The sequence below is a fragment of the Citrobacter amalonaticus genome, assembly GCF_002918555.1.
Classification (GTDB): domain Bacteria; phylum Pseudomonadota; class Gammaproteobacteria; order Enterobacterales; family Enterobacteriaceae; genus Citrobacter_C; species Citrobacter_C amalonaticus_A.
In genome coordinates, this window is sequence record NZ_PQMB01000005.1 from 94,647 (window position 1) to 115,525 (window position 20,879).

General features: G+C 54.3%; 14 protein-coding genes and 1 pseudogene. 10 read left to right on the top strand and 5 right to left on the bottom strand.

All coding sequences use genetic code 11. The features are described 5' to 3' along the window. Positions 1-111 precede the first annotated feature (111 nt). The gene (gene pckA / locus C3432_RS20365) at positions 112-1,734 is read left to right on the top strand and encodes a phosphoenolpyruvate carboxykinase (ATP) (RefSeq protein WP_103778364.1); all 1,623 of its coding nucleotides are present in this window, start codon (positions 112-114) and stop codon (positions 1,732-1,734) included. A 629-nt stretch (positions 1,735-2,363) separates the two neighbouring features. Here the strand turns inward: pckA and envZ are convergent. Further along, entirely contained in the window at positions 2,364-3,716 is a 1,353-nt protein-coding gene (gene envZ, locus C3432_RS20370; RefSeq protein WP_103778365.1) for a two-component system sensor histidine kinase EnvZ, read from the bottom strand. Beyond that, positions 3,713-4,432 (bottom strand): osmolarity response regulator transcription factor OmpR, encoded by a 720-nt coding sequence (gene ompR, locus C3432_RS20375; protein ID WP_001157751.1) that lies wholly within the window; start codon positions 4,430-4,432, stop codon positions 3,713-3,715. The genes envZ and ompR overlap by 4 nt, the downstream gene beginning before the upstream one ends. 227 nt (positions 4,433-4,659) lie before the next feature. On the opposite strand from ompR, the gene greB reads away from it, so the two are divergent. The 6 genes and pseudogenes from greB to C3432_RS20415 all read left to right on the top strand — a co-directional run bounded on the left by greB (position 4,660) and on the right by C3432_RS20415 (position 12,147). Beyond that, positions 4,660-5,133, top strand: a complete 474-nt coding sequence (gene greB, locus C3432_RS20385) for a transcription elongation factor GreB (protein WP_103778366.1) — start codon at positions 4,660-4,662, stop codon at positions 5,131-5,133. Between the two features lie 213 nt (positions 5,134-5,346). After that, positions 5,347-7,680, top strand: coding sequence for a Tex family protein (locus tag C3432_RS20390; protein WP_103779088.1), 2,334 nt, complete (start codon positions 5,347-5,349; stop codon positions 7,678-7,680). Between the two features lie 534 nt (positions 7,681-8,214). Continuing rightward, positions 8,215-8,442 (top strand): ferrous iron transporter A, encoded by a 228-nt coding sequence (gene feoA, locus C3432_RS20400; RefSeq protein WP_103778367.1) that lies wholly within the window; start codon positions 8,215-8,217, stop codon positions 8,440-8,442. Positions 8,443-8,460: 18 nt separating this feature from the next. Next, positions 8,461-10,779: a Fe(2+) transporter permease subunit FeoB gene (feoB, locus tag C3432_RS20405; RefSeq protein WP_103778368.1), complete on the top strand. Its 2,319-nt coding sequence runs from the start codon at positions 8,461-8,463 to the stop codon at positions 10,777-10,779. A gap of 10 nt (positions 10,780-10,789) precedes the next feature. Continuing rightward, complete coding sequence (gene feoC / locus C3432_RS20410; protein WP_103778369.1) at positions 10,790-11,026, top strand: [Fe-S]-dependent transcriptional repressor FeoC; 237 nt, start codon at positions 10,790-10,792, stop codon at positions 11,024-11,026. Positions 11,027-11,208: 182 nt separating this feature from the next. Further along, positions 11,209-12,147, top strand: a pseudogene (locus C3432_RS20415) (Rpn family recombination-promoting nuclease/putative transposase). Between the two features lie 48 nt (positions 12,148-12,195). On the opposite strand, the gene bioH reads toward C3432_RS20415, so the two are convergent. Beyond that, positions 12,196-12,966 carry a pimeloyl-ACP methyl ester esterase BioH gene (gene bioH, locus C3432_RS20420; RefSeq protein WP_103778370.1) on the bottom strand — a complete coding sequence of 257 codons (771 nt, stop codon included), beginning with the start codon at positions 12,964-12,966 and terminating at the stop codon, positions 12,196-12,198. Positions 12,967-13,003: 37 nt separating this feature from the next. Here bioH and gntX point away from each other — a divergent pair, with 37 nt between their 5' ends. The 3 genes from gntX (at position 13,004) to gntT (ending at position 16,051) form a co-directional block, all read left to right on the top strand. Then, positions 13,004-13,687: a DNA utilization protein GntX gene (gene gntX, locus C3432_RS20425; RefSeq protein WP_103778371.1), complete on the top strand. Its 684-nt coding sequence runs from the start codon at positions 13,004-13,006 to the stop codon at positions 13,685-13,687. A 58-nt stretch (positions 13,688-13,745) separates the two neighbouring features. Next, the gene (nfuA, locus tag C3432_RS20430; protein ID WP_103778372.1) at positions 13,746-14,321 is read left to right on the top strand and encodes a Fe-S biogenesis protein NfuA; all 576 of its coding nucleotides are present in this window, start codon (positions 13,746-13,748) and stop codon (positions 14,319-14,321) included. 413 nt (positions 14,322-14,734) lie between these two features. After that, on the top strand, positions 14,735-16,051 hold the full coding sequence (gene gntT / locus C3432_RS20435; RefSeq protein WP_103778373.1) for a gluconate transporter: 1,317 nt from the start codon (positions 14,735-14,737) through the stop codon (positions 16,049-16,051). 44 nt (positions 16,052-16,095) lie between these two features. Here gntT and malQ read toward each other — a convergent pair whose 3' ends face one another. Both malQ and malP read right to left on the bottom strand, forming a co-directional pair. After that, positions 16,096-18,183 carry a 4-alpha-glucanotransferase gene (malQ, locus tag C3432_RS20440; RefSeq protein ID WP_103778374.1) on the bottom strand — a complete coding sequence of 696 codons (2,088 nt, stop codon included), beginning with the start codon at positions 18,181-18,183 and terminating at the stop codon, positions 16,096-16,098. Positions 18,184-18,192: 9 nt separating this feature from the next. Then, a complete protein-coding gene (gene malP / locus C3432_RS20445) occupies positions 18,193-20,586 on the bottom strand; it encodes a maltodextrin phosphorylase (protein ID WP_103778375.1) in 2,394 nt (797 codons plus the stop codon). Positions 20,587-20,879 lie beyond the last annotated feature (293 nt).

Consider the following 20,879-nt stretch of genomic DNA (forward strand, 5'->3'; position numbering starts at 1 on the left):
AGTCAATAATGAATTTGTCCAGATAAGTAAATCTATGAGCCTTGTCGCGGTTAACAAACCTCAAAAAACCTTATTATTTCAGGTAATACATATTGGCTAAGGAGTAGTGAAATGCGCGTGAACACAAGTTTAACCCCGCAAGATCTCAAGGCTTATGGTATCAATGATGTTCAGGATATCGTTTACAACCCAGACTACGACATGCTTTATCAGGAAGAACTCGATCCTTCCCTTCAAGGCTACGAGCGTGGCGTGCTGACAAACCTGGGGGCCGTTGCAGTTGATACAGGTATCTTTACCGGGCGTTCGCCGAAGGATAAGTACATTGTCCGCGATGACACCACGCGTGATACGCTCTGGTGGTCCGACAAAGGTAAGGGCAAGAACGATAACAAACCTCTCTCCCAGGAGACCTGGCAACACCTGAAAGGCCTGGTTACCCAACAGCTCTCCGGTAAACGTCTGTTCATTATCGATGCCTTCTGCGGCGCAAATGCGGATACCCGTCTTTCCGTACGTTTCATTACTGAAGTGGCCTGGCAGGCGCATTTTGTCAAAAACATGTTCATTCGCCCGAGTGATGAAGAGCTGGTCGATTTCAAACCAGACTTTATCGTCATGAACGGCGCGAAGTGCACCAACCCGCAGTGGAAAGAACAGGGTCTGAACTCCGAGAACTTTGTCGCCTTCAACCTCACCGAACGCATTCAGCTGATTGGCGGAACCTGGTACGGCGGCGAAATGAAGAAAGGGATGTTCTCAGTGATGAACTACCTGCTGCCGCTCAAGGGCATTGCCTCCATGCACTGCTCTGCTAACGTGGGTGAGCAAGGCGATGTGGCCGTATTCTTTGGTCTGTCCGGTACCGGTAAAACCACCCTTTCGACCGATCCGAAACGTCGCCTGATTGGTGATGATGAGCACGGTTGGGACGACGACGGCGTATTCAACTTCGAAGGCGGCTGCTATGCGAAAACCATCAAGCTGTCTAAGGAAGCCGAACCGGAGATCTATAACGCCATCCGCCGCGATGCGCTGCTGGAAAACGTTACCGTACGTGAAGACGGATCTATCGACTTTGATGACGGTTCAAAAACCGAGAATACCCGCGTTTCCTACCCGATCTATCATATCGATAATATCGTTAAGCCAGTGTCCAAAGCGGGTCATGCCACTAAGGTTATCTTCCTGACCGCAGATGCTTTCGGCGTGCTCCCCCCGGTTTCCCGTCTGACGGCAAACCAGACCCAGTATCATTTCCTGTCAGGCTTTACTGCCAAACTGGCCGGTACTGAGCGCGGTGTGACCGAACCCACCCCCACCTTCTCTGCCTGCTTTGGCGCAGCCTTCCTGTCGCTGCACCCAACCCAGTATGCGGAAGTTCTGGTGAAACGTATGCAGGCCGCAGGCGCCCAGGCTTATCTGGTGAATACTGGCTGGAACGGCACCGGCAAACGTATCTCCATCAAAGATACCCGCGCGATTATCGACGCTATTCTGAACGGTTCTCTGGACGATGCGGAAACCTTCAGTCTGCCGATGTTCGACTTGGCAATTCCGACCGAACTGCCGGGCGTGGAAACGCGTATTCTCGACCCGCGTAACACCTACGCGTCACCAGAACAGTGGCAGGAAAAAGCCACCGCACTGGCGAAACTGTTTATCGAGAACTTCGAGAAGTATACGGATACCCCGGCAGGTGCAGCGCTGGTTAGCGCAGGGCCGAAGCTGTAAGGGAATCAGCCGGATAATGATATTTGCTTATCCGGCTCACAGAAACGACAAGGGAGGCTCCCCCCGCAGCCTCCCTTACAACCCAGGCTCCCGGCAGGGAAAATCACCACTTCGTGGTCCATTCACCTTATGTCGTATTCCTTCGGGCGGACCCAGTCATCCGACAACCTCTCATCGATTTTCATGCCGGACCCGGCGCATCGCTTCAGCACACTGACTTTCAGTTAAATCCGTTTCGCTTTAATAAAAAATACAGACCCCACAAAGGGTCAGGTGTGGAACAGTCCGGCTGAAAATTGCCGACGTGTTTCCGTAAGGCCGGGAGAACCCGCATGGATGCGGGTTCAGGGCGCGTTTTGCAGGGACGCTACATCGCGCCCGACCCGGTAGCCTGGAGGAATAAACGGAGGGTATCGCGAAGCGACAATTTTCCCGCCGGGAGCCGGGATTGTTAAGGGTGCGGCGATAGCACCCTTAACCCGTTCACTGGAGCTGGAATGTCAGAAAGGCGCAGGACATGACGTGAACGGAATAATTAACCGAATCCGGCATATTGAGTCTTCGTCACACAGGGCTTTGCGGCTAATCAATCCTTAAGTAACCCGCATCAGGCATCTCGCCTCCCTTTTTTATGCGTCTTTTGCTGAACCCTGTACACGCGTGACCGGAACCGGCAGCCAGGCACGAATAGAGAGCCCGCCGCGCTCGCTGGTGCCAATTTCCAGCATACCGTTATGATTATCAATAATGCGCTGCACAATCGCCAGCCCCAGCCCTGTACCACTGGTGCTACGGGCGCTGTCACCGCGCACAAAAGGCTGGAACAGATGCTTACGCTGTTCAGGTTTGATCCCCGGACCGTCATCCTCAACCTGGAACCAGGCGCGATGCAGTTCCGTTCCACTACTCACTTTGATCCAGCCATTACCATAGCGAGCGGCGTTCACCACCATGTTGGCAACCGCGCGCTTGATCGACAGCGGATGCATTTTCACCTGAATATTACCCGGCTGAAGCGCGGTATCAATCTCACGTTCATAGCCGCTTTCTGCCGCCACCACTTCGCCCAACACAGCATTAAGATCCGCCATTTCCATCGGCATCTCCTGTCCGGTGCGCAGATAATCAATAAACTGCTCGATGATGGCGTTGCACTCTTCAATATCCTTATTGATAGACTCGGCAAGATAGCCGTCCTGCTCGCCCATCATCTCGGTCGCCAGGCGAATACGCGTCAGCGGCGTGCGTAAATCGTGGCTCACACCCGCCATCAGTAACGTACGGTCATCAGCCAGCTGCTTCACCCCGGCGGCCATATGGTTGAAAGCACGCGTGACAGAACGCACCTCAGAGGCGCCATACTCGCGCAGCGGAGGAGGAATAATGCCCTTCCCGACCTGTAGCGCAGCATGTTCAAGATCCACCAGGGGGCGGTTCTGAATACGAATAAACAACCACGCGCCGCCTATCGCCAGCAGCATTATCGCCAGCGTGTAGCGGAACAGCGGGGAAAAATCGCCCTGATGGATTTCAGTCAGCGGCACGCGCACCCAGATATTGGGCGACAGCCAGGTTTTGAGCCAGACGACCGGCGAGCTTTTGTTGACCTCAACGCGAACTTCCGTCGGCCCACCCAGCTGCTGCGCCATTTGGTGGCTTAAAAATTCATAGTGTTGCGCCCAGCGAAGCCCGGCCTCTTCGGCGGCTTCATTGGAGTAGAGGGAAATCCCCAGTTCACGGTAGATTTCCCGGCGAAATGCGGGCGGCACAACCAGCTGCGTGCCGTCTTCCAGCTGCAGTTTATCGGTCATCAGCATACGGACTTCGTATGCCAGCACCTTATTAAACTGCTGAAGGCTCGGCAGAATCGCAAAGTTCAGCACCACCAGATAGGTCGTCACCAGGCTGACAAATAGCAGGGTGACGATAAGTAACAGCGTGCGGGCAAACGAACTTCGTGGCGAGAAGCGCATTCGCCTCATGCTTTAGAACCGTCCGGCACAAAGACATAGCCCAGACCCCAGACGGTCTGAATGTAACGAGGATGCGCCGGATCTTCTTCCACCATGCGGCGCAGACGGGAAATCTGCACATCGATGGAACGCTCCATTGCAGAATATTCACGACCGCGAGCCAGGTTCATCAATTTATCGCGAGACAGCGGTTCACGAGGGTGGCTGACCAGCGCCTTCAGTACCGCAAACTCGCCGCTGGTTAGCGGCATAGGCTCATCTTCACGGAACATTTCACGGGTGCCGAGGTTCAGTTTGAACTTCCCGAAGGCAATAACCGCTTCTTCCTGAGAAGGCGCGCCCGGCAGTTCGTTCGCCTGACGGCGCAACACCGCACGAATACGCGCCAGCAGCTCACGTGGGTTAAACGGCTTAGGAATATAGTCATCGGCACCGATTTCCAGACCGACGATACGGTCCACTTCTTCGCCTTTCGCCGTCACCATGATGATCGGCATCGGGTTACTCTGGCTGCGCAGACGACGACAAATCGACAGGCCGTCTTCTCCCGGCAGCATGAGATCCAGTACCATAAGGTGGAAAGATTCACGGGTCAGCAGACGATCCATCTGCTCAGCGTTTGCGACGCTTCGAACCTGGAAGCCCTGCTCGGTCAGATAACGTTCCAGAAGCGCACGAAGACGCATGTCGTCATCGACAACCAGAATCTTATAGTTCTCTTGCATTGTTTGTACTCCCAAAGGTTCGCAACAATTGTAAGTGTATATTCTTTAGAAAGCTTACGTGAGTCACCAGCAAATTCTGGTATGAATTCCAGGCTAAATTGTTACAAAGCATATTAAACAGCAGCTTAAGTATACATTGAAACGTGCGACACATTATTTATTCTGTTGATAAGGTCGCGTAATACGAATTGTGCGCATCATCACAAACTCGAAGGTAAATCAAAAAGATGAAAACGCCCCTGATTACCCGGGAAGGGTATGAAAAACTCAAACAAGAACTGAATTACCTCTGGCGTGAAGAGCGCCCGGAAGTCACCAAAAAAGTGACCTGGGCCGCGAGTCTTGGCGACCGCAGCGAGAATGCTGATTATCAGTATAATAAAAAGCGGCTGCGTGAGATCGACAGGCGCGTCCGTTATCTGACCAAATGCATGGAAAATCTTAAAATTGTCGATTACTCCCCGCAACAGGAAGGCAAAGTCTTCTTCGGTGCATGGGTGGAGATCGAAAACGACGATGGCGATACCCGCCGTTTCCGCATTGTCGGTTACGATGAAATTTTTGGTCGTAAGGATTACATCTCGATCGACTCGCCAATGGCCCGCGCGCTGCTGAAAAAAGAGGTTGGCGATCTTGCGGTAGTGAATACGCCTGCCGGAGAAGCGAGTTGGTACGTTAACGAGATTGAATACGTTAAATAGTCCGAGAGCGCCCTCCGCGACTGGCATTTTGTCGTGCCAGTCCGTATAACTATCCCCTCAATAATTTGGGCTGCATCAAGACGGCAAGCTCGTGGATCCTCAGGAGCATAGAAAACGATGTGACTGAGGTGAGCGCACGAGGCTAACGCGAAGGCAGCCTGAAGTATGAGGGGATATCCCCTGATTTTTTATTCTAAAGATGAAACTAAATCCATGATGAATGATTCTTTCTGCCGCATTATCGCGGGTGAAATTCAGGCACGCGCCGAACAGGTAGACGCTGCCGTTCGCCTGCTTGACGAAGGGAACACCGTGCCGTTTATCGCACGTTATCGTAAGGAGATCACCGGCGGTCTGGATGACACGCAGTTGCGTAATCTGGAAACCCGTTTGGGATATCTGCGAGAGCTGGAAGACAGACGTCAGGCCATCCTCAAGTCCATTTCCGAGCAAGGCAAATTAACCGATGATCTGGCAAACGCCATCAACGGCACGTTGAGTAAGACCGAGCTGGAAGATCTCTATCTGCCTTATAAACCGAAACGCCGTACCCGTGGACAAATCGCTATCGAAGCAGGGCTGGAACCACTGGCTGAACTGCTGTGGACCGACCCGTCCCATCACCCGGAAACCGAAGCCGCCAGGTATATCGATGCGGATAAAGGCGTTGCCGACAGTAAAGCTGCGCTGGACGGCGCGCGCTATATCCTGATGGAGCGCTTTGCCGAAGATGCCGCGCTGCTGGCAAAGGTGCGTGATTACCTGTGGAAAAATGCTCATCTGGTCGCCACCGTAGTGAGCGGTAAAGAGGAAGAGGGAGCGAAATTCCGCGATTATTTCGATCACCACGAGCCGATCGCAACCGTACCTTCTCACCGCGCGCTGGCGATGTTCCGGGGGCGTAACGAAGGGATATTGCAGCTCTCACTCAATGCCGATCCACAGTTCGATGAACCGCCAAAAGAGAGCCACTGCGAACAGATCATCCAGGATCACCTCAGCCTGCGCCTGAACAACGCTCCGGCAGACAGCTGGCGTAAAGGCGTCGTGAGCTGGACGTGGCGTATTAAGATATTGATGCATCTCGAAACCGAGCTGATGGGTACCGTGCGTGAACGCGCGGAAGATGAAGCGATTAACGTCTTCGCCCGCAACCTGCACGATCTGCTGATGGCTGCCCCTGCGGGTCTGCGCGCCACCATGGGGCTCGATCCGGGTCTGCGTACCGGCGTTAAAGTCGCGGTGGTTGACGGCACCGGTAAACTGGTTGCCACCGACACGATTTACCCACATACCGGCCAGGCGGCGAAAGCGGCGGTCGCGGTTGCGGCACTGTGCGAGAAATACAACGTAGAACTGGTTGCCATCGGTAACGGTACGGCGTCTCGTGAAACCGAGCGCTTCTACCTCGACGTGCAGAAACAGTTCCCGAAAGTCACCGCCCAGAAGGTGATCGTCAGCGAAGCCGGGGCATCGGTTTACTCTGCCTCCGAGCTGGCGGCACTGGAGTTTCCGGATCTGGACGTTTCCCTGCGTGGCGCGGTATCTATCGCCCGCCGTCTGCAGGATCCGCTGGCCGAGTTGGTGAAAATCGATCCGAAATCCATCGGAGTCGGCCAGTATCAGCATGATGTCAGCCAGACCCAGCTGGCCCGTAAACTGGATGCGGTGGTGGAAGACTGCGTAAACGCCGTCGGCGTCGATCTCAATACCGCTTCCGTGCCGCTGCTCACCCGCGTGGCTGGACTGACCCGCATGATGGCGCAAAATATCGTCGCCTGGCGTGATGAGAACGGTCAGTTCCAGAACCGCCAGCAGCTGCTGAAAGTCAGCCGACTGGGGCCAAAAGCCTTTGAACAGTGCGCGGGCTTCCTGCGTATCAACCACGGCGACAACCCGCTGGACGCCTCCACCGTTCACCCGGAAGCCTATCCGATTGTGGAACGCATTCTGGCGGCAACCGAGCAGTCATTACGCGACCTGATGGGCAACAGCAGTGAACTTAAGTCTCTGAAGGCGGCAGATTTTACCGATGAACGCTTCGGGGTGCCGACTGTCACCGACATCATCAAAGAGCTGGAGAAACCGGGTCGCGATCCGCGTCCGGAGTTCAAAACCGCACAGTTTGCTGACGGCGTGGAGACAATGAACGATCTGCTGCCGGGCATGATTCTGGAAGGCGCTGTCACCAACGTCACTAACTTTGGCGCGTTTGTTGATATCGGCGTCCACCAGGACGGTCTGGTTCACATCTCTTCACTGTCAAATAAATTCGTCGAAGATCCGCATACCGTGGTGAAAGCAGGCGACATTGTGAAGGTGAAAGTGCTGGAGGTCGATCTGCCGCGTAAACGTATCGCCCTGACTATGCGTCTGGACGAGCAGCCAGGTGAAACCAATGCCCGTCGCGGCGGCGGTAGTAACGAGCGCGCTCAGGGTAACCGCCCGGCGGCGAAAGCAGCTAAACCACGTGGTCGTGATGCACAACCTGCAGGCAACAGCGCCATGATGGACGCCCTGGCCGCTGCCATGGGTAAAAAACGCTGACAGAATACCGGAAGGCGACGCCCCGCGTCTTATCCGGTCTACGGTCACCCGTCACCGTAGGCTGGATAAGGCATTTATGCCGCCATCCGGCAATATCATTTAAATTTAACAATTAGCGCCTGCGCTGGCCCCGGAGGGACGAGGCCGAAAGCCGGGTAACAAAGCCAATGCACCCGCAACCTGAAGTATGGCGAGTATATCCGCTTAATTCATTCTCCATCTGTTGTTAATAGCGATAATTATCATTTCATTAACAAATAAAACCTGAATTAAACATTAATAACGCTGAATAATGCGCAAATCACGGTCTTTCTACAAAGGCGAATAAATGTTGAGCCATATCAACATTGGTTCAAATTATTTTTCAAACCAATATTCAGTCACATTTTAAGTATTGATGATAGAAACCATTCTCATTATCATTGCATTGTTGGTTATTTAGTCTTTTCTTCGTTGGCACGTTATCTGCTCTCATGTCGCTCCCTTACGCCCCATGAGGTAATCATCCAGTTAGTGAAAAACAAGTAGGTCCTTATGCAATTCGCTCCAGACACTGCGTGGAAAATTACCGGCTTTGCACGTGAAATCAGTCCGGCATACCGCCAGAAACTGCTTTCGCTCGGCATGTTACCAGGATCCTCATTTAACGTGGTGCGAGTGGCGCCACTGGGCGACCCAATTCATATTGAAACGCGCCGGGTTAGCCTGGTGTTGCGAAAAAAAGATCTGGCCTTAATAGAAGTGGAAGCGGTTTCCTGTTAATACAGTGAGTCTATAAAGATGAAAAAATTAACCATTGGTTTAATTGGTAATCCAAATTCCGGCAAGACTACGTTATTTAACCAACTCACCGGCGCACGTCAGCGTGTCGGGAACTGGGCTGGCGTAACCGTTGAGCGCAAAGAAGGTCAATTCTCAACGACCGATCATCAGGTCACACTGGTGGATTTACCCGGCACCTACTCTTTGACCACCATCTCTTCACAGACTTCACTCGATGAACAGATTGCCTGCCACTATATCCTGAGCGGCGACGCCGATCTGTTGATCAACGTGGTCGATGCCTCCAACCTTGAGCGTAATCTCTACCTGACGCTACAACTGCTGGAACTGGGCATCCCCTGCGTTGTCGCGCTCAACATGCTCGACATTGCTGAGAAGCAGCAGATTCGCATTGATATTGATGCACTGTCCGCACGTCTGGGCTGTCCGGTCGTGCCGCTGGTCTCTACGCGTGGTCGTGGTATTGAAGCGCTGAAGCTGGCGATCGACCGCTACAAAGCAAACGAAAATGTCGAACTGGTGCACTATGCCGAGCCGCTGCTCAACGAAGCACAATCGCTGGCTGAAGCAATGCCCGTTGAGATGCCGCGAAAGCAACGTCAATGGCTCGGTCTACAGATGCTGGAAGGCGATATCTACAGTCGCGCCTTTGCCGGTGATGCCGCCCACAAACTGGACATTTCGCTGGCCCGCCTGAACGACGTTATGGACGATCCGGCGCTGCACATTGCCGATGCGCGTTATCAGTGTATCGCCGCAATCTGTGATGTGGTGAGTAACACCCTGACGGCAGAACCCAGTCGTTTCACCACCGCAGTGGATAAAATCGTCCTCAACCGTTTCCTCGGCCTGCCGATTTTCCTGTTCGTGATGTATCTGATGTTCCTTCTCGCCATTAACATCGGCGGGGCGCTTCAGCCGCTGTTTGATGCAGGCTCCGTGGCAATCTTTATCCACGGGATTCAATGGATTGGTTACACGCTGCACTTCCCGGACTGGCTGACAATCTTCCTGGCGCAGGGCCTGGGCGGCGGTATTAACACCGTGCTGCCGCTGGTGCCGCAGATCGGCATGATGTACCTGTTCCTCTCCTTCCTTGAAGATTCCGGCTACATGGCACGTGCCGCGTTTGTCATGGACCGCCTGATGCAGGCGCTGGGGTTACCGGGGAAATCATTCGTGCCGCTGATTGTCGGCTTTGGCTGTAACGTTCCGTCAGTGATGGGCGCGCGTACGCTGGATGCCCCACGTGAGCGTCTGATGACTATCATGATGGCACCGTTTATGTCCTGCGGCGCACGTCTGGCGATCTTCGCCGTGTTCGCTGCCGCTTTCTTTGGTCAGAACGGTGCGCTGGCGGTCTTCTCGCTGTATGTCCTCGGCATCGTCATGGCCGTGCTGACTGGCCTGATGCTCAAGCACACCATCATGCGTGGTGAAGCCACACCGTTTGTGATGGAACTGCCGGTTTACCACGTACCGCATATCAAGAGTCTGGTTATTCAGACCTGGCAGCGTCTGAAAGGCTTCGTACTGCGCGCAGGTAAAGTCATTATCATCGTCAGTATCTTCCTCAGCGCATTTAACAGCTTCTCGCTGAGCGGAAAAATCGTCGACAACATCAACGACTCCGCCCTTGCTTCTGTCAGCCGGGCCATCACCCCTGTATTTAAGCCGATTGGCGTACATGAAGATAACTGGCAGGCAACCGTGGGTCTGTTCACCGGAGCAATGGCGAAAGAAGTCGTGGTTGGGACGCTTAATACGCTCTACACCGCAGAAAATATTCAGCAAGAAGAGTTCAATCCGGCTGATTTCCATCCTGGTGACGAACTGTGGGATGCCGTTGAGGAAACCTGGCAGAGCCTGAAAGACACCTTCAGCCTTAGCGTGCTGGCAAACCCGATCGAGGCCAGCAAAGGCGACGGGGAAATGGCCACCGGCGCAATGGGCGTGATGGACGCGAAATTCGGTAGCGCCGCCGCGGCATACAGTTACCTGATCTTCGTACTGCTGTACGTGCCGTGCATTTCGGTTATGGGAGCTATCGCCCGTGAATCCAGCCGTGGCTGGATGGGTTTCTCCATCCTCTGGGGTCTGAACATTGCCTACTCGCTGTCCACCTTGTTCTACCAGGGCGCCAGCTACAGTCAGCACCCAACCTGGAGCCTGGTCTGTATTCTGGCGGTCATCCTGTTTAACATCGTGGTGATTGGTCTGCTACGTCGTGCGCGTAGCCGGGTGGATATCAGCCTGCTGGCAACACATAAAACGGCGAGCAGTTGCTGCGCCAGCACCACCGGCGATTGCCATTAAGGTGTAAATGATGGCTTCACTTATTCAGGTTCGTGATTTGCTGGCGCTGCGGGGGCGTATGGAGGCGCAACAAATTAGCCATACGCTGCACACCCCGCAGCCGATGATCGACGCCATGCTGAAGCAACTGGAGACAATGGGCAAAGCGGTACGGGTTCAGGAGGATGCCGATGGGTGCCTCTCCGGGAGCTGCAAGAGTTGTCCGGAGGGTAAAGCCTGCCTGCGTGAGTGGTGGTCTTTGCAGTAACTGAATGCCGGATGGCACTCTGTCATCCGGCGTTTTGCGTGGCGGCTTGCGTAAAAGTGAATCCGTTTCGGCAAAACAAATTTATCCCCCAGCCTTTCCCGCGTTGTTAAAAACATGGAGATGCATCCCGCCGTCCTGGCAAGTAGAGTCACATCATCGGGTTTTTAAGGTGATGGATCGCCATGAATACTGCTACGACAGCGACACCGCACGATGCGATTTTCAAAACTTTTTTGAGCCACCCGGCAACCGCGCGGGATTTCCTTCAACTCCACCTTCCAGCGTCTTTACGTACTCTTTGTGACCTGAAAACACTGAAGCTGGAATCGGGCAGTTTTATTGAAGAAGATTTACGCGCGTACTATTCCGATGTGCTGTGGTCCCTGAAAACCCACGAGTGAGACGGCTACATCTACGTCGTCATCGAACATCAGAGTACCGCAGATGCACATATGGCGTTTCGTCTTATGCGCTATGCCATCGCGGCAATGCAGCGACATCTGGATGCCGGTCATAAGAAGCGGCCCCTGGTGATACCTGTGTTTTTTTATCACGGCACGGTCAGTCCTTACCCTTTTTCACTATGCTGGCTGGACGAATTTGACGACCCAAAATCAGCACGCCAGTTTTATGCCACAAATTTCCCACTGGTGGACATCACGGTTGTTCCTGATGACGAAATCATGCAGCACCGCCGCATGGCATTACTGGAACTCATTCAAAAGCACATCCGCAAGCGGGACCTGATGGGGTTGGTGGAAAGAATGGTCATTCTGCTGATTAAAGGACACGCTAATGACAGCCAGCTGAAAGCGCTGTTTAATTACCTGATGCAGGCTGGCGACACGGCTCATTTTAGTAAGTTTATCCATCGTGTTGCCGAACGTTTACCCCAACATAAGGAAAAGTTGATGACTATCGCCGACAGACTACGCCAGGAAGGGCATCGCAATGGTCTTCAGGAAGGTCATATAAATGGATTACAAGAGGGCTTGCAACAAGGTAAACGTGAAGAGGCGCTTCGCATAGCGGCGACAATGCTGGCTGACGGCATAGACCGTCATACTATTCTCAGAATCACCGGCCTTACGGCTGAAGACCTGAAAGCGCAGAACCACTAACCTCAGTCCCGGCAAGTGTTTGCACTTACCGGGCGGATTTTCTGCGCGTTACAGTTTCTGCCGGAATGCCACCAGCGCCTCACAGAACGCGGCGGGGTGCGAGATAAACGGCGCATGGGCTGCTTTTGCAAATATCTGAGATTCACTTTCCGGCCATAATTCATCAAGCAAAGAGACCACTTTACGCGGCACCAGGCCATCCAGATACCCGTACAGACGCAGGAACGGCAGCGGTAACGTTTTTAACGGTTCGCGCAGGTCCGTCATTTTCAAAATCTCCAGCCCGCCATTTAAAACGTCAACCTCCGGCATCGGTTGCGCCAGCACGGTTTTCTTCAGCGCACGGGCATCCTGACGCGCAGTCTCCGTCCCCATGGTTTGCAAAGCCAGAAAACGCTCGACCGTACGCTGGAAATCATCGCTCAACTGCTGCTGAAAACCCGCCAGCACTTCCGGCTTAATGCCTGGCCACGCGTCACGCGCGCTGAAACAAGGAGAGGAAGCGACGGTCACCAGCGCCTGGACGCGTTCTGGATGGGTCAGCGCCACCTGACTTGCCACCAGCCCCCCCAGACTCCAGCCCAGCCAGACCGCTTTGTCGGGCGCATTCTGCAGTACGCACTCCGCCATCGCTTCCAGCGTCATTGCCGTAAAACCCTGACTGCGACCAAAACCGGGCAGGTCAACAAGGTGCAACGTAAAATGCGCGCTGAGTTCCTCGCTTACGCAATGCCACACCTCCGCATTCAGCCCCCATCCGTGCAGCAGCACAAGATGACAATTTCCCGTTCCCAGGGTCTGCCACCAGACGTTATTCATCAGTTATTGTTCTCTTTTCACCAACATGGATGAACCTATGCTAACAGTACCAGGATTGTGCTGGCTATGCCGAATGCCGCTCGCCCTCAGTCGCTGGGGGATTTGCTCTGTCTGCGCACGTGCTGCCTGCCGACATCCGACACTGTGCCCACAATGTGGACTTCCCGCGGCGCACCCTGCCATGCCCTGCGGCAGATGCCTGCAAAAACCACCGCCGTGGCAGCGTCTGGTGACCGTCAGTGATTATGTTCCGCCGTTGAGCACGCTTATCCATCAGCTCAAGTTTTCCCGACGGAGCGAGGTTGCCACCGCGCTTTCGCGTCTGCTGTTACTGGAGGTTTTACAGACTCGTCGGGAGACAGGACTACAAATCCCCGACCGTATTGTCAGCGTGCCGCTATGGCGCCGCCGCCACTGGCGCAGAGGATTTAACCAGAGCGATCTGCTGTGTCGTCCACTGGCGCACTGGCTGAATTGCCCCTGGGATGCTCATGCCGTAACGCGTATACGGCCTACCGCCACGCAGCATCATCTCAGCGCCCGATTGCGCAAGCACAACCTGAAAAATGCCTTTCGCCTTGAATTGCCGGTGCAGGGACTCCATATGGTTGTTGTGGATGATGTCGTCACTACCGGAAGTACCGTTGCAGAAATTGCGCAGCTGCTTTTACGCCAGGGCGCAACGACGGTCCAGGTATGGTGCCTGTGTCGAACCTTGTAGAGCCTCGATGATGGGCGTATTATAACCAACTAAAATAGTCAACTATTAGGCCATTACTATGATCCATATTTCCGAGGCTGCACAAGCGCACTTTGCCAAACTGCTGGCAAATCAGGAAGAAGGGACACAAATCCGCGTATTTGTGATCAATCCCGGCACGCCTAACGCTGAGTGCGGCGTTTCTTATTGTCCCCCGGACGCCGTGGAAGCAACCGACACTGCTCTTAAATTTGACCTGCTGACCGCCTACGTTGATGAACTGAGCGCCCCGTATCTGGAAGATGCTGAGATCGATTTCGTCACCGACCAGCTAGGCTCCCAGCTGACGCTGAAAGCACCGAACGCCAAAATGCGTAAAGTCGCCGATGACGCGCCGCTGATGGAGCGCGTGGAGTACATGCTGCAATCGCAGATCAACCCCCAGCTCGCGGGCCACGGTGGTCGCGTGTCGCTGATGGAAATCACCGACGAAGGCTATGCGATTCTACAGTTTGGCGGCGGCTGTAACGGCTGTTCCATGGTCGATGTCACCCTGAAAGAAGGGATAGAGAAACAGTTGCTGAACGAATTCCCGGAGCTGAAAGGCGTTCGCGATCTGACCGAACACCAGCGCGGTGAGCACTCCTACTACTAAGTTTCCATTCGTCGGCATAACGCCTGATGGCGTTATGCTTATCGGACCTGCGTCCACTGTAGAGTATTCGTAGGTCCGATAAGACACATCAGCGTCGCCGTCAGGCATTATTGATGTCGGATGGCAACATAAACGCGAACTGCATTACCCGGCCTTCAATCCAGATCTTCACCCTCCATAACTTGACCTGCATCGCATAATTCAAATTTTTCTTGCCCTGGTGATTCTCAATTACCGCATGTTACCCGTATCATTCTCATGGGCACTGAACACACACATAACAACTGGCTAAACTAAATAGTTTGAAGGTAAGCAGTAGTGGTGCCGTTACGTTTCGGTTTACGCCCGGAGCAAAAGACATTTTTCGTCGATACTTCGACGTTACCCATAACAAATGAAAGGCCAGGTAAATCATGCCATTAGTCATCGTTGCTATCGGTGTAATCTTGTTATTACTCCTGATGATCCGCTTCAAAATGAACGGATTCATCGCTCTCGTCCTGGTGGCGCTTGCTGTTGGATTGATGCAAGGAATGCCACTGGATAAAGTCATTAATTCTATTAAAGCCGGCGTTGGCGGCACGCTTGGCAGCCTTGCCCTGATCATGGGTTTTGGCGCTATGCTCGGCAAAATGCTGGCGGACTGCGGCGGCGCACAGCGCATCGCCACGACGCTCATTGCCAAATTTGGTAAAAAGCATATTCAATGGGCGGTAGTATTAACCGGTTTTACCGTTGGTTTTGCGCTGTTCTATGAAGTGGGCTTTGTCCTGATGCTGCCGTTGGTGTTCACCATCGCTGCGTCTGCAAACATCCCGCTGCTGTATATCGGCGTACCGATGGCGGCAGCGCTGTCTGTAACTCACGGCTTCCTGCCTCCGCACCCGGGTCCAACCGCGATTGCCACTATTTTCCAGGCCGATATGGGGAAAACGCTGCTGTTCGGTACGATTCTGGCAATCCCGACGGTCATCCTTGCTGGTCCGGTGTACGCTCGTTTCCTGAAAGGAATTGATAAACCAATCCCGGAAGGCCTGTACAGTGCGAAAACCTTTACTGAAGAAGAGATGCCTGGCTTTGGCGTCAGCGTCTGGACCTCTCTGGTACCGGTGATCCTGATGGCGATGCGTGCCATCGCAGAGATGATCCTGCCGAAAGGCCACGCTTTCCTGCCGGTTGCAGAGTTCTTCGGCGACCCGGTGATGGCAACACTGATTGCGGTACTGATTGCGATGTTCACCTTCGGTCTGAACCGTGGTCGTTCAATGGATCAGATTAACGACACGCTGGTCTCTTCCATCAAAATCATTGCAATGATGCTGTTGATTATCGGTGGCGGCGGTGCCTTCAAACAGATACTGGTTGATAGCGGCGTGGACAAATACATCGCGTCAATGATGCACGGTTCAAACGTTTCTCCGCTGCTGATGGCCTGGTCTATCGCTGCGGTACTGCGTATCGCACTGGGCTCCGCAACCGTTGCAGCGATCACCGCTGGTGGGATTGTGGCACCGCTGATTGCAACGACCGGCGTAAGCCCTGAGCTAATGGTTATTGCGGTTGGTTCCGGTAGCGTGATTTTCTCTCACGTGAACGATCCGGGCTTCTGGCTGTTCAAGGAGTACTTCAACCTGACCATCGGTGAAACCATCAAGTCATGGTCAATGCTGGAAACCATTATCTCCGTCTGCGGTCTGGTAGGATGTCTGCTGCTGGGAATGGTCGTCTGATAAAATGTTGCCGGGTAGCGTTTCGCCTACCCGGCAACGTAACATTACGTCTTCTTCGTGACAGCCTTCCGGCGCTTATCCAGATCCTTAATCAGCTTATTCACTCTCTCATCGGCAAACATCTTCTCAAGGCTCACCGCCAGCTTGCGTCGCCAGTTTTTATACTGATAGCTGGTGCCTGGAATATTCACCGGCGCCGCCATATCCAGCCAGTCTTCCGGCTGCAGGCCCAACAGTGCGCTATGACTGTCGGCGATATAACGCTGCATACCGCGGTTGAGCGCTGGCGTCATCGACATCTGCGATGCTTTATGCCCCACACGTTTTGGCAGACAGCCATATTTGTGCAGCGCATCCAGCAGTCCCTGCTTTGCCAGCTCACGATCCTGGTACAGCTCACGCAATACCTCTTCATCGGGGTAAAGCCCCAGCGTTTTACCCAGCGTCAGATCACCGCTTTCCCAGTAGCCACGTAGCACAGGAAGGTCGTGCGTCGTCGCGACGGCCATTGACTGTTCCGGGTACGCTTTCGGCGCACGGAAATTCTTCTCATGGTCGTTTTCAAAATAAAGCACTTTGTAGGAGTAAACGCCGCTGTCACGCAGCTTACCCACGATCTCCACCGGTACGGTACCCAGATCTTCGCCAATCACCATACAGCGATGACGCTGACTTTCCAGCGCCAGGATGGAGAGTAAATCGTCCACCGGATAATGGACGTATGCCCCGTGATCGGCCGTTTCACCGTAGGGGATCCACCAAAGCCGCAGCATTGACATCACGTGATCGATGCGCAACGCGCCGCAGTTCTGCATATTGGCGCGCAGCAGTTCAATAAACGGTTCATAGGCACGTGCAGCGATGATATGCGGATCCATCGGCGGTAAGCCCCAGTTCTGCCCCAGTGGACCGAGAATATCCGGCGGCGCGCCCACAGACGCTTTCAGGCAGTACAGCTCACGATCACACCAGGTTTCAGCCCCCCCTTCCGCCACGCCGACGGCCAGGTCGCGATACAAACCGACGGGCATTTTAAAGCCCTGACAGGTTTCCCAGCAGGCAGCAAACTGCGTAGAGGCCAGCCACTGTAGCCAGAGGAAAAAATCCACCTCGTCGCGGTGTGTTTCGCAAAACTGTTCCACTTCCGGGGAATCCACCGACTGGAATGCTTCCGGCCAGACCGGCCAGCCCCAGCGCAGCGCATCCTCTTTCACCTGATAAGCATGCAGCGCGTCGAACGCCGCCTGCCAGTACAGGCTGTCGCCCTCCCGGGAGACAAAGTGACGAAACGCCGCCATCTGCTCATCATCACGAACCGCAAAACCTTTCCACGCCATGCGCAGAGCCGCCATTTTCAGCGCGGTGACGGTGGCATAATCCACCCACTCAGCATCTCTGGCGCGTTGCAGCGTTTGCTGAGTGGTGGGCATCTGCCACCATGCCTGCGCCTCTTCGCTCAGGCAAAAATCCTCTACGGCATTCACATCGATATAAATCACGTTCAGCCAGCGGCGAGAAGAAGGGCTGTACGGGCTGGCGCTCTCCGGATTGGCCGGGTAGAGAGCGTGAATGGGGTTCAGCCCGATAAACGCGCCGCCACGCTTAGCAACATCCACCAGCATATGCTTCAGATCGCCAAAGTCGCCAATTCCCCAGTTTTTTTCTGAACGCAGGGTGTAGAGCTGGACACACGCCCCCCACAGTTTTTGCCCGCTCAGCAGCGCCTGTGGCTCATAGCAGCGTTTTGGCGCCACGATAATGCGGCAATGCGTGCGCTGCTCCCCCTGCGTCAGGGTCAGCGTGTGGTAGCCCTCAGGCAGCTTAGCCGGAAGATTGAACGCTTTCCCGCCCGTGGCGTGCCCTTTATGCTGGCTCCCCTCTTCCGTTGTCAGCAGCCAGCTAAATTCCCCACTTCCCTCAACCGCCAGCGGCATCTTTTTGCCTGCGGTGTAGACCACGACATTCGGCACCGGCGTCACCGCCACCTTCGTGGCAGCAGTGGTGCGATGCATGGCGTCAAGCAAACGCCGCTTGGTTTCGGCGCCAATAGACTGCGGTTTACCGTGGGCATTGATATAACTGGGGCTAATCCCCGCCGCCAGCGCGGCATTATCCAGACGTTTGCTTTCCATCGCGCTTCCTTAGCGTTTTGCCTGCCAGATACGGCTCTGATAATCGCGGATAGAGCGATCCGAGCTAAACATGCCGCAGCGAGCCGTATTCAGAATCGCCGCCCGGGTCCAGGCCTCCTGGTCGCGATACAGCACATCAACCTGCTTTTGCGCCTCAACGTAAGCGGCAAAATCCGCCAGCACCAGATACGGGTCACCGCCCTGCTTACCGAGGCTATGCAGCATCTGGTCAAAGGCATGCTTATCGCCCTCGCTATATTTACCGCTTTCCAGCTCTTTAAGTACCGCATCCAGCACTTTATCTTTCTTACGCCATTTCACCGGATCGTAGCCTTTGGCCTTAAGCGCCTTCACCTCTTCCACGGTATGACCAAAGATAAAGATGTTCTCTTCACCCACCTTCCCGGCGATTTCGACGTTTGCCCCATCCAGCGTACCGACCGTCAGCGCCCCGTTCAGCGCCAGCTTCATGTTGCCGGTACCTGAGGCCTCTTTTCCGGCAGTCGAAATCTGCTCGGAGATATCCGCTGCCGGGATCAGCAATTCCGCCGCCGAAACACAGTAATCCGGCAGGAACACCACTTTCAGCTTGTCGCCAACCTGCGGGTCGTTGTTGATAGTTTCCGCCACCTTGTTAATTGCGAAGATAATGTTCTTCGCCAGGTAGTAACCCGGCGCAGCCTTCGCGCCAAACAGGAAGACACGCGGCACGCGATCTGCCTGCGGGTTTTCGCGGATCTCTTTGTACAGCGCCAGAATATGCAGCAAATTCAGGTGCTGACGTTTGTACTCGTGCAGACGCTTAATCTGAATATCGAAAATCGCCTGCGGATTGATTTCAATCCCGGTACGCACCTTCACGAACTCTGCCAGACGGATTTTGTTGGCCTGTTTAATCTGGCGATAGGTCTGCCGGAATTTCGCATCGTCAGCCTGCTTTTCCAGGTGGATCAGCTGATCGAGATCGTTCGCCCACTCTTTTTTCAGCGTCTTATCTAACAGCGCCGCCAGCTGCGGGTTGCACTGTTTAATCCAACGGCGTGGCGTGATGCCGTTGGTCACGTTGTGGAACTTGTTCGGCCACAGCTGGTGATATTCCGGGAACAGATCCTTCACCACCAGATCGGAGTGCAGCGCCGCAACACCGTTCACCGCAAAACCGCTAACAACACACATATTCGCCATGCGAACCTGCTTGTCATGCACCACGGCCAGCTTCGCCCAGACCTGCTTATCGCCAGGCCAGGTCTTATCCACCAGCGTCTTAAAGCGGTCGTTAATTTCTTTGATGATCTGCATATGACGCGGCAGTAGCGCTTTTATCAGCTTCTCATCCCAGCACTCCAGCGCCTCCGGCATCAGCGTGTGGTTGGTATAGGCAAAGGTTTTACTGGTGATCGCCCACGCGTCATCCCAGCTCAGCTGATGCTCGTCAAGCAACACGCGCAGCAGTTCCGCAATGGCGATAGTCGGGTGGGTATCGTTGAGCTGAATAACCTCATACTCTGCCAGTTCGCGCAGCTTACGCCCCGCCAGATGATGGCGACGCAGAATATCCGCCACCGAACAGGCGCACTGGAAGTACTGCTGCATCAGGCGCAGTTTTTTACCCGCAGTGTGGTTGTCATTCGGGTAGAGCACTTTCGTCAGTTTTTCCGCGTCGATCCCCTGTTGCTCAGCACGCAGGAAATCGCCGTCGTTAAATTTGGTCAGATTAAACGGATGTGCATGGGTCGCCTGCCACAGACGCAGCGGCTGGGTTACTCCATTACGGTAGCCGAGAACCGGCAGATCCCATGCCTGTCCGGTAATGGTGAAGCCCGGCACCCAGCGACCGTCTTTCGTCACCTTACCGCCAATGCCCACCTGAACATCAAGCTGCGCATTATGACGGAACCACGGATAGCTCCCGCGATGCCAGTCATCCGGTGCCTCCATCTGCTGTCCATCCGCAAAGGATTGACGGAACAAGCCGTACTGATAGTTCAGGCCGTAACCCGTTGCGGACTGGCCTACCGTCGCCATCGAGTCAAGGAAACATGCCGCCAGACGCCCCAGACCGCCGTTGCCCAGCGCCGGGTCAATCTCTTCTTCCAGCAGGTCGCTCAGGTTGATGTCGTGCGCTTTCAGCACATCGCTCACCTCCTGATACCAGCCCAGATTAAGCAGGTTGTTCCCCGTCAGACGACCAATCAGGAACTCCATCGAGATATAGTTAACATGCCGCTGAGTTTTCGCTGGCTTCGCAGCAGGCTGCGCGCTGAGTAACTCTGCCAGCGCACCGCTAACGGCCTGCCACCACTGGCGAGACGTCATCTCTGCTGCCGACAGTAAACCAAAATGCTGCCACTGACGTGCCAGGGCCGCCTGAAATTGCTCTTTATTGAAGGTAGGCTGTGACATAGGAATTCCGGGTCCTTTGGTAATAAAACAACGTTATCGCTAGTTTGCCAGGCTCGTTGTTGACCTTCCTCATCCCACCGGGGATTAGGCAGGGAGGAGTGGTGGGGATGAGTGTAAAAGTGTGATCGCTGCCACTAAAGGATAGCGTATCAGCAAATAACGGGGACCGCTTTATACTCGTCATACTTCAGGTTGCAGATACGTTGGCTTTGTTACTCGCCCCTGCGGGGCCAGCGCAAGCGCTGTTCAAAACGACTACGCGTTTTTGTCCTGCAACTCGAATTATTTAGTGT

Bases quoted from the DNA above. Each gene is read 5' to 3' on its own strand.
- pckA (WP_103778364.1), top strand. From the start codon at position 112: ATGCGCGTGAACACAAGTTTAACCCCGCAAGATCTCAAGGCTTATGGT.
- envZ (WP_103778365.1), bottom strand. From the start codon at position 3,716: ATGAGGCGAATGCGCTTCTCGCCACGAAGTTCGTTTGCCCGCACGCTG.
- ompR (WP_001157751.1), bottom strand. From the start codon at position 4,432: ATGCAAGAGAACTATAAGATTCTGGTTGTCGATGACGACATGCGTCTT.
- greB (WP_103778366.1), top strand. From the start codon at position 4,660: ATGAAAACGCCCCTGATTACCCGGGAAGGGTATGAAAAACTCAAACAA.
- C3432_RS20390 (WP_103779088.1), top strand. From the start codon at position 5,347: ATGATGAATGATTCTTTCTGCCGCATTATCGCGGGTGAAATTCAGGCA.
- feoA (WP_103778367.1), top strand. From the start codon at position 8,215: ATGCAATTCGCTCCAGACACTGCGTGGAAAATTACCGGCTTTGCACGT.
- feoB (WP_103778368.1), top strand. From the start codon at position 8,461: ATGAAAAAATTAACCATTGGTTTAATTGGTAATCCAAATTCCGGCAAG.
- feoC (WP_103778369.1), top strand. From the start codon at position 10,790: ATGGCTTCACTTATTCAGGTTCGTGATTTGCTGGCGCTGCGGGGGCGT.
- bioH (WP_103778370.1), bottom strand. From the start codon at position 12,966: ATGAATAACGTCTGGTGGCAGACCCTGGGAACGGGAAATTGTCATCTT.
- gntX (WP_103778371.1), top strand. From the start codon at position 13,004: ATGCTAACAGTACCAGGATTGTGCTGGCTATGCCGAATGCCGCTCGCC.
- nfuA (WP_103778372.1), top strand. From the start codon at position 13,746: ATGATCCATATTTCCGAGGCTGCACAAGCGCACTTTGCCAAACTGCTG.
- gntT (WP_103778373.1), top strand. From the start codon at position 14,735: ATGCCATTAGTCATCGTTGCTATCGGTGTAATCTTGTTATTACTCCTG.
- malQ (WP_103778374.1), bottom strand. From the start codon at position 18,183: ATGGAAAGCAAACGTCTGGATAATGCCGCGCTGGCGGCGGGGATTAGC.
- malP (WP_103778375.1), bottom strand. From the start codon at position 20,586: ATGTCACAGCCTACCTTCAATAAAGAGCAATTTCAGGCGGCCCTGGCA.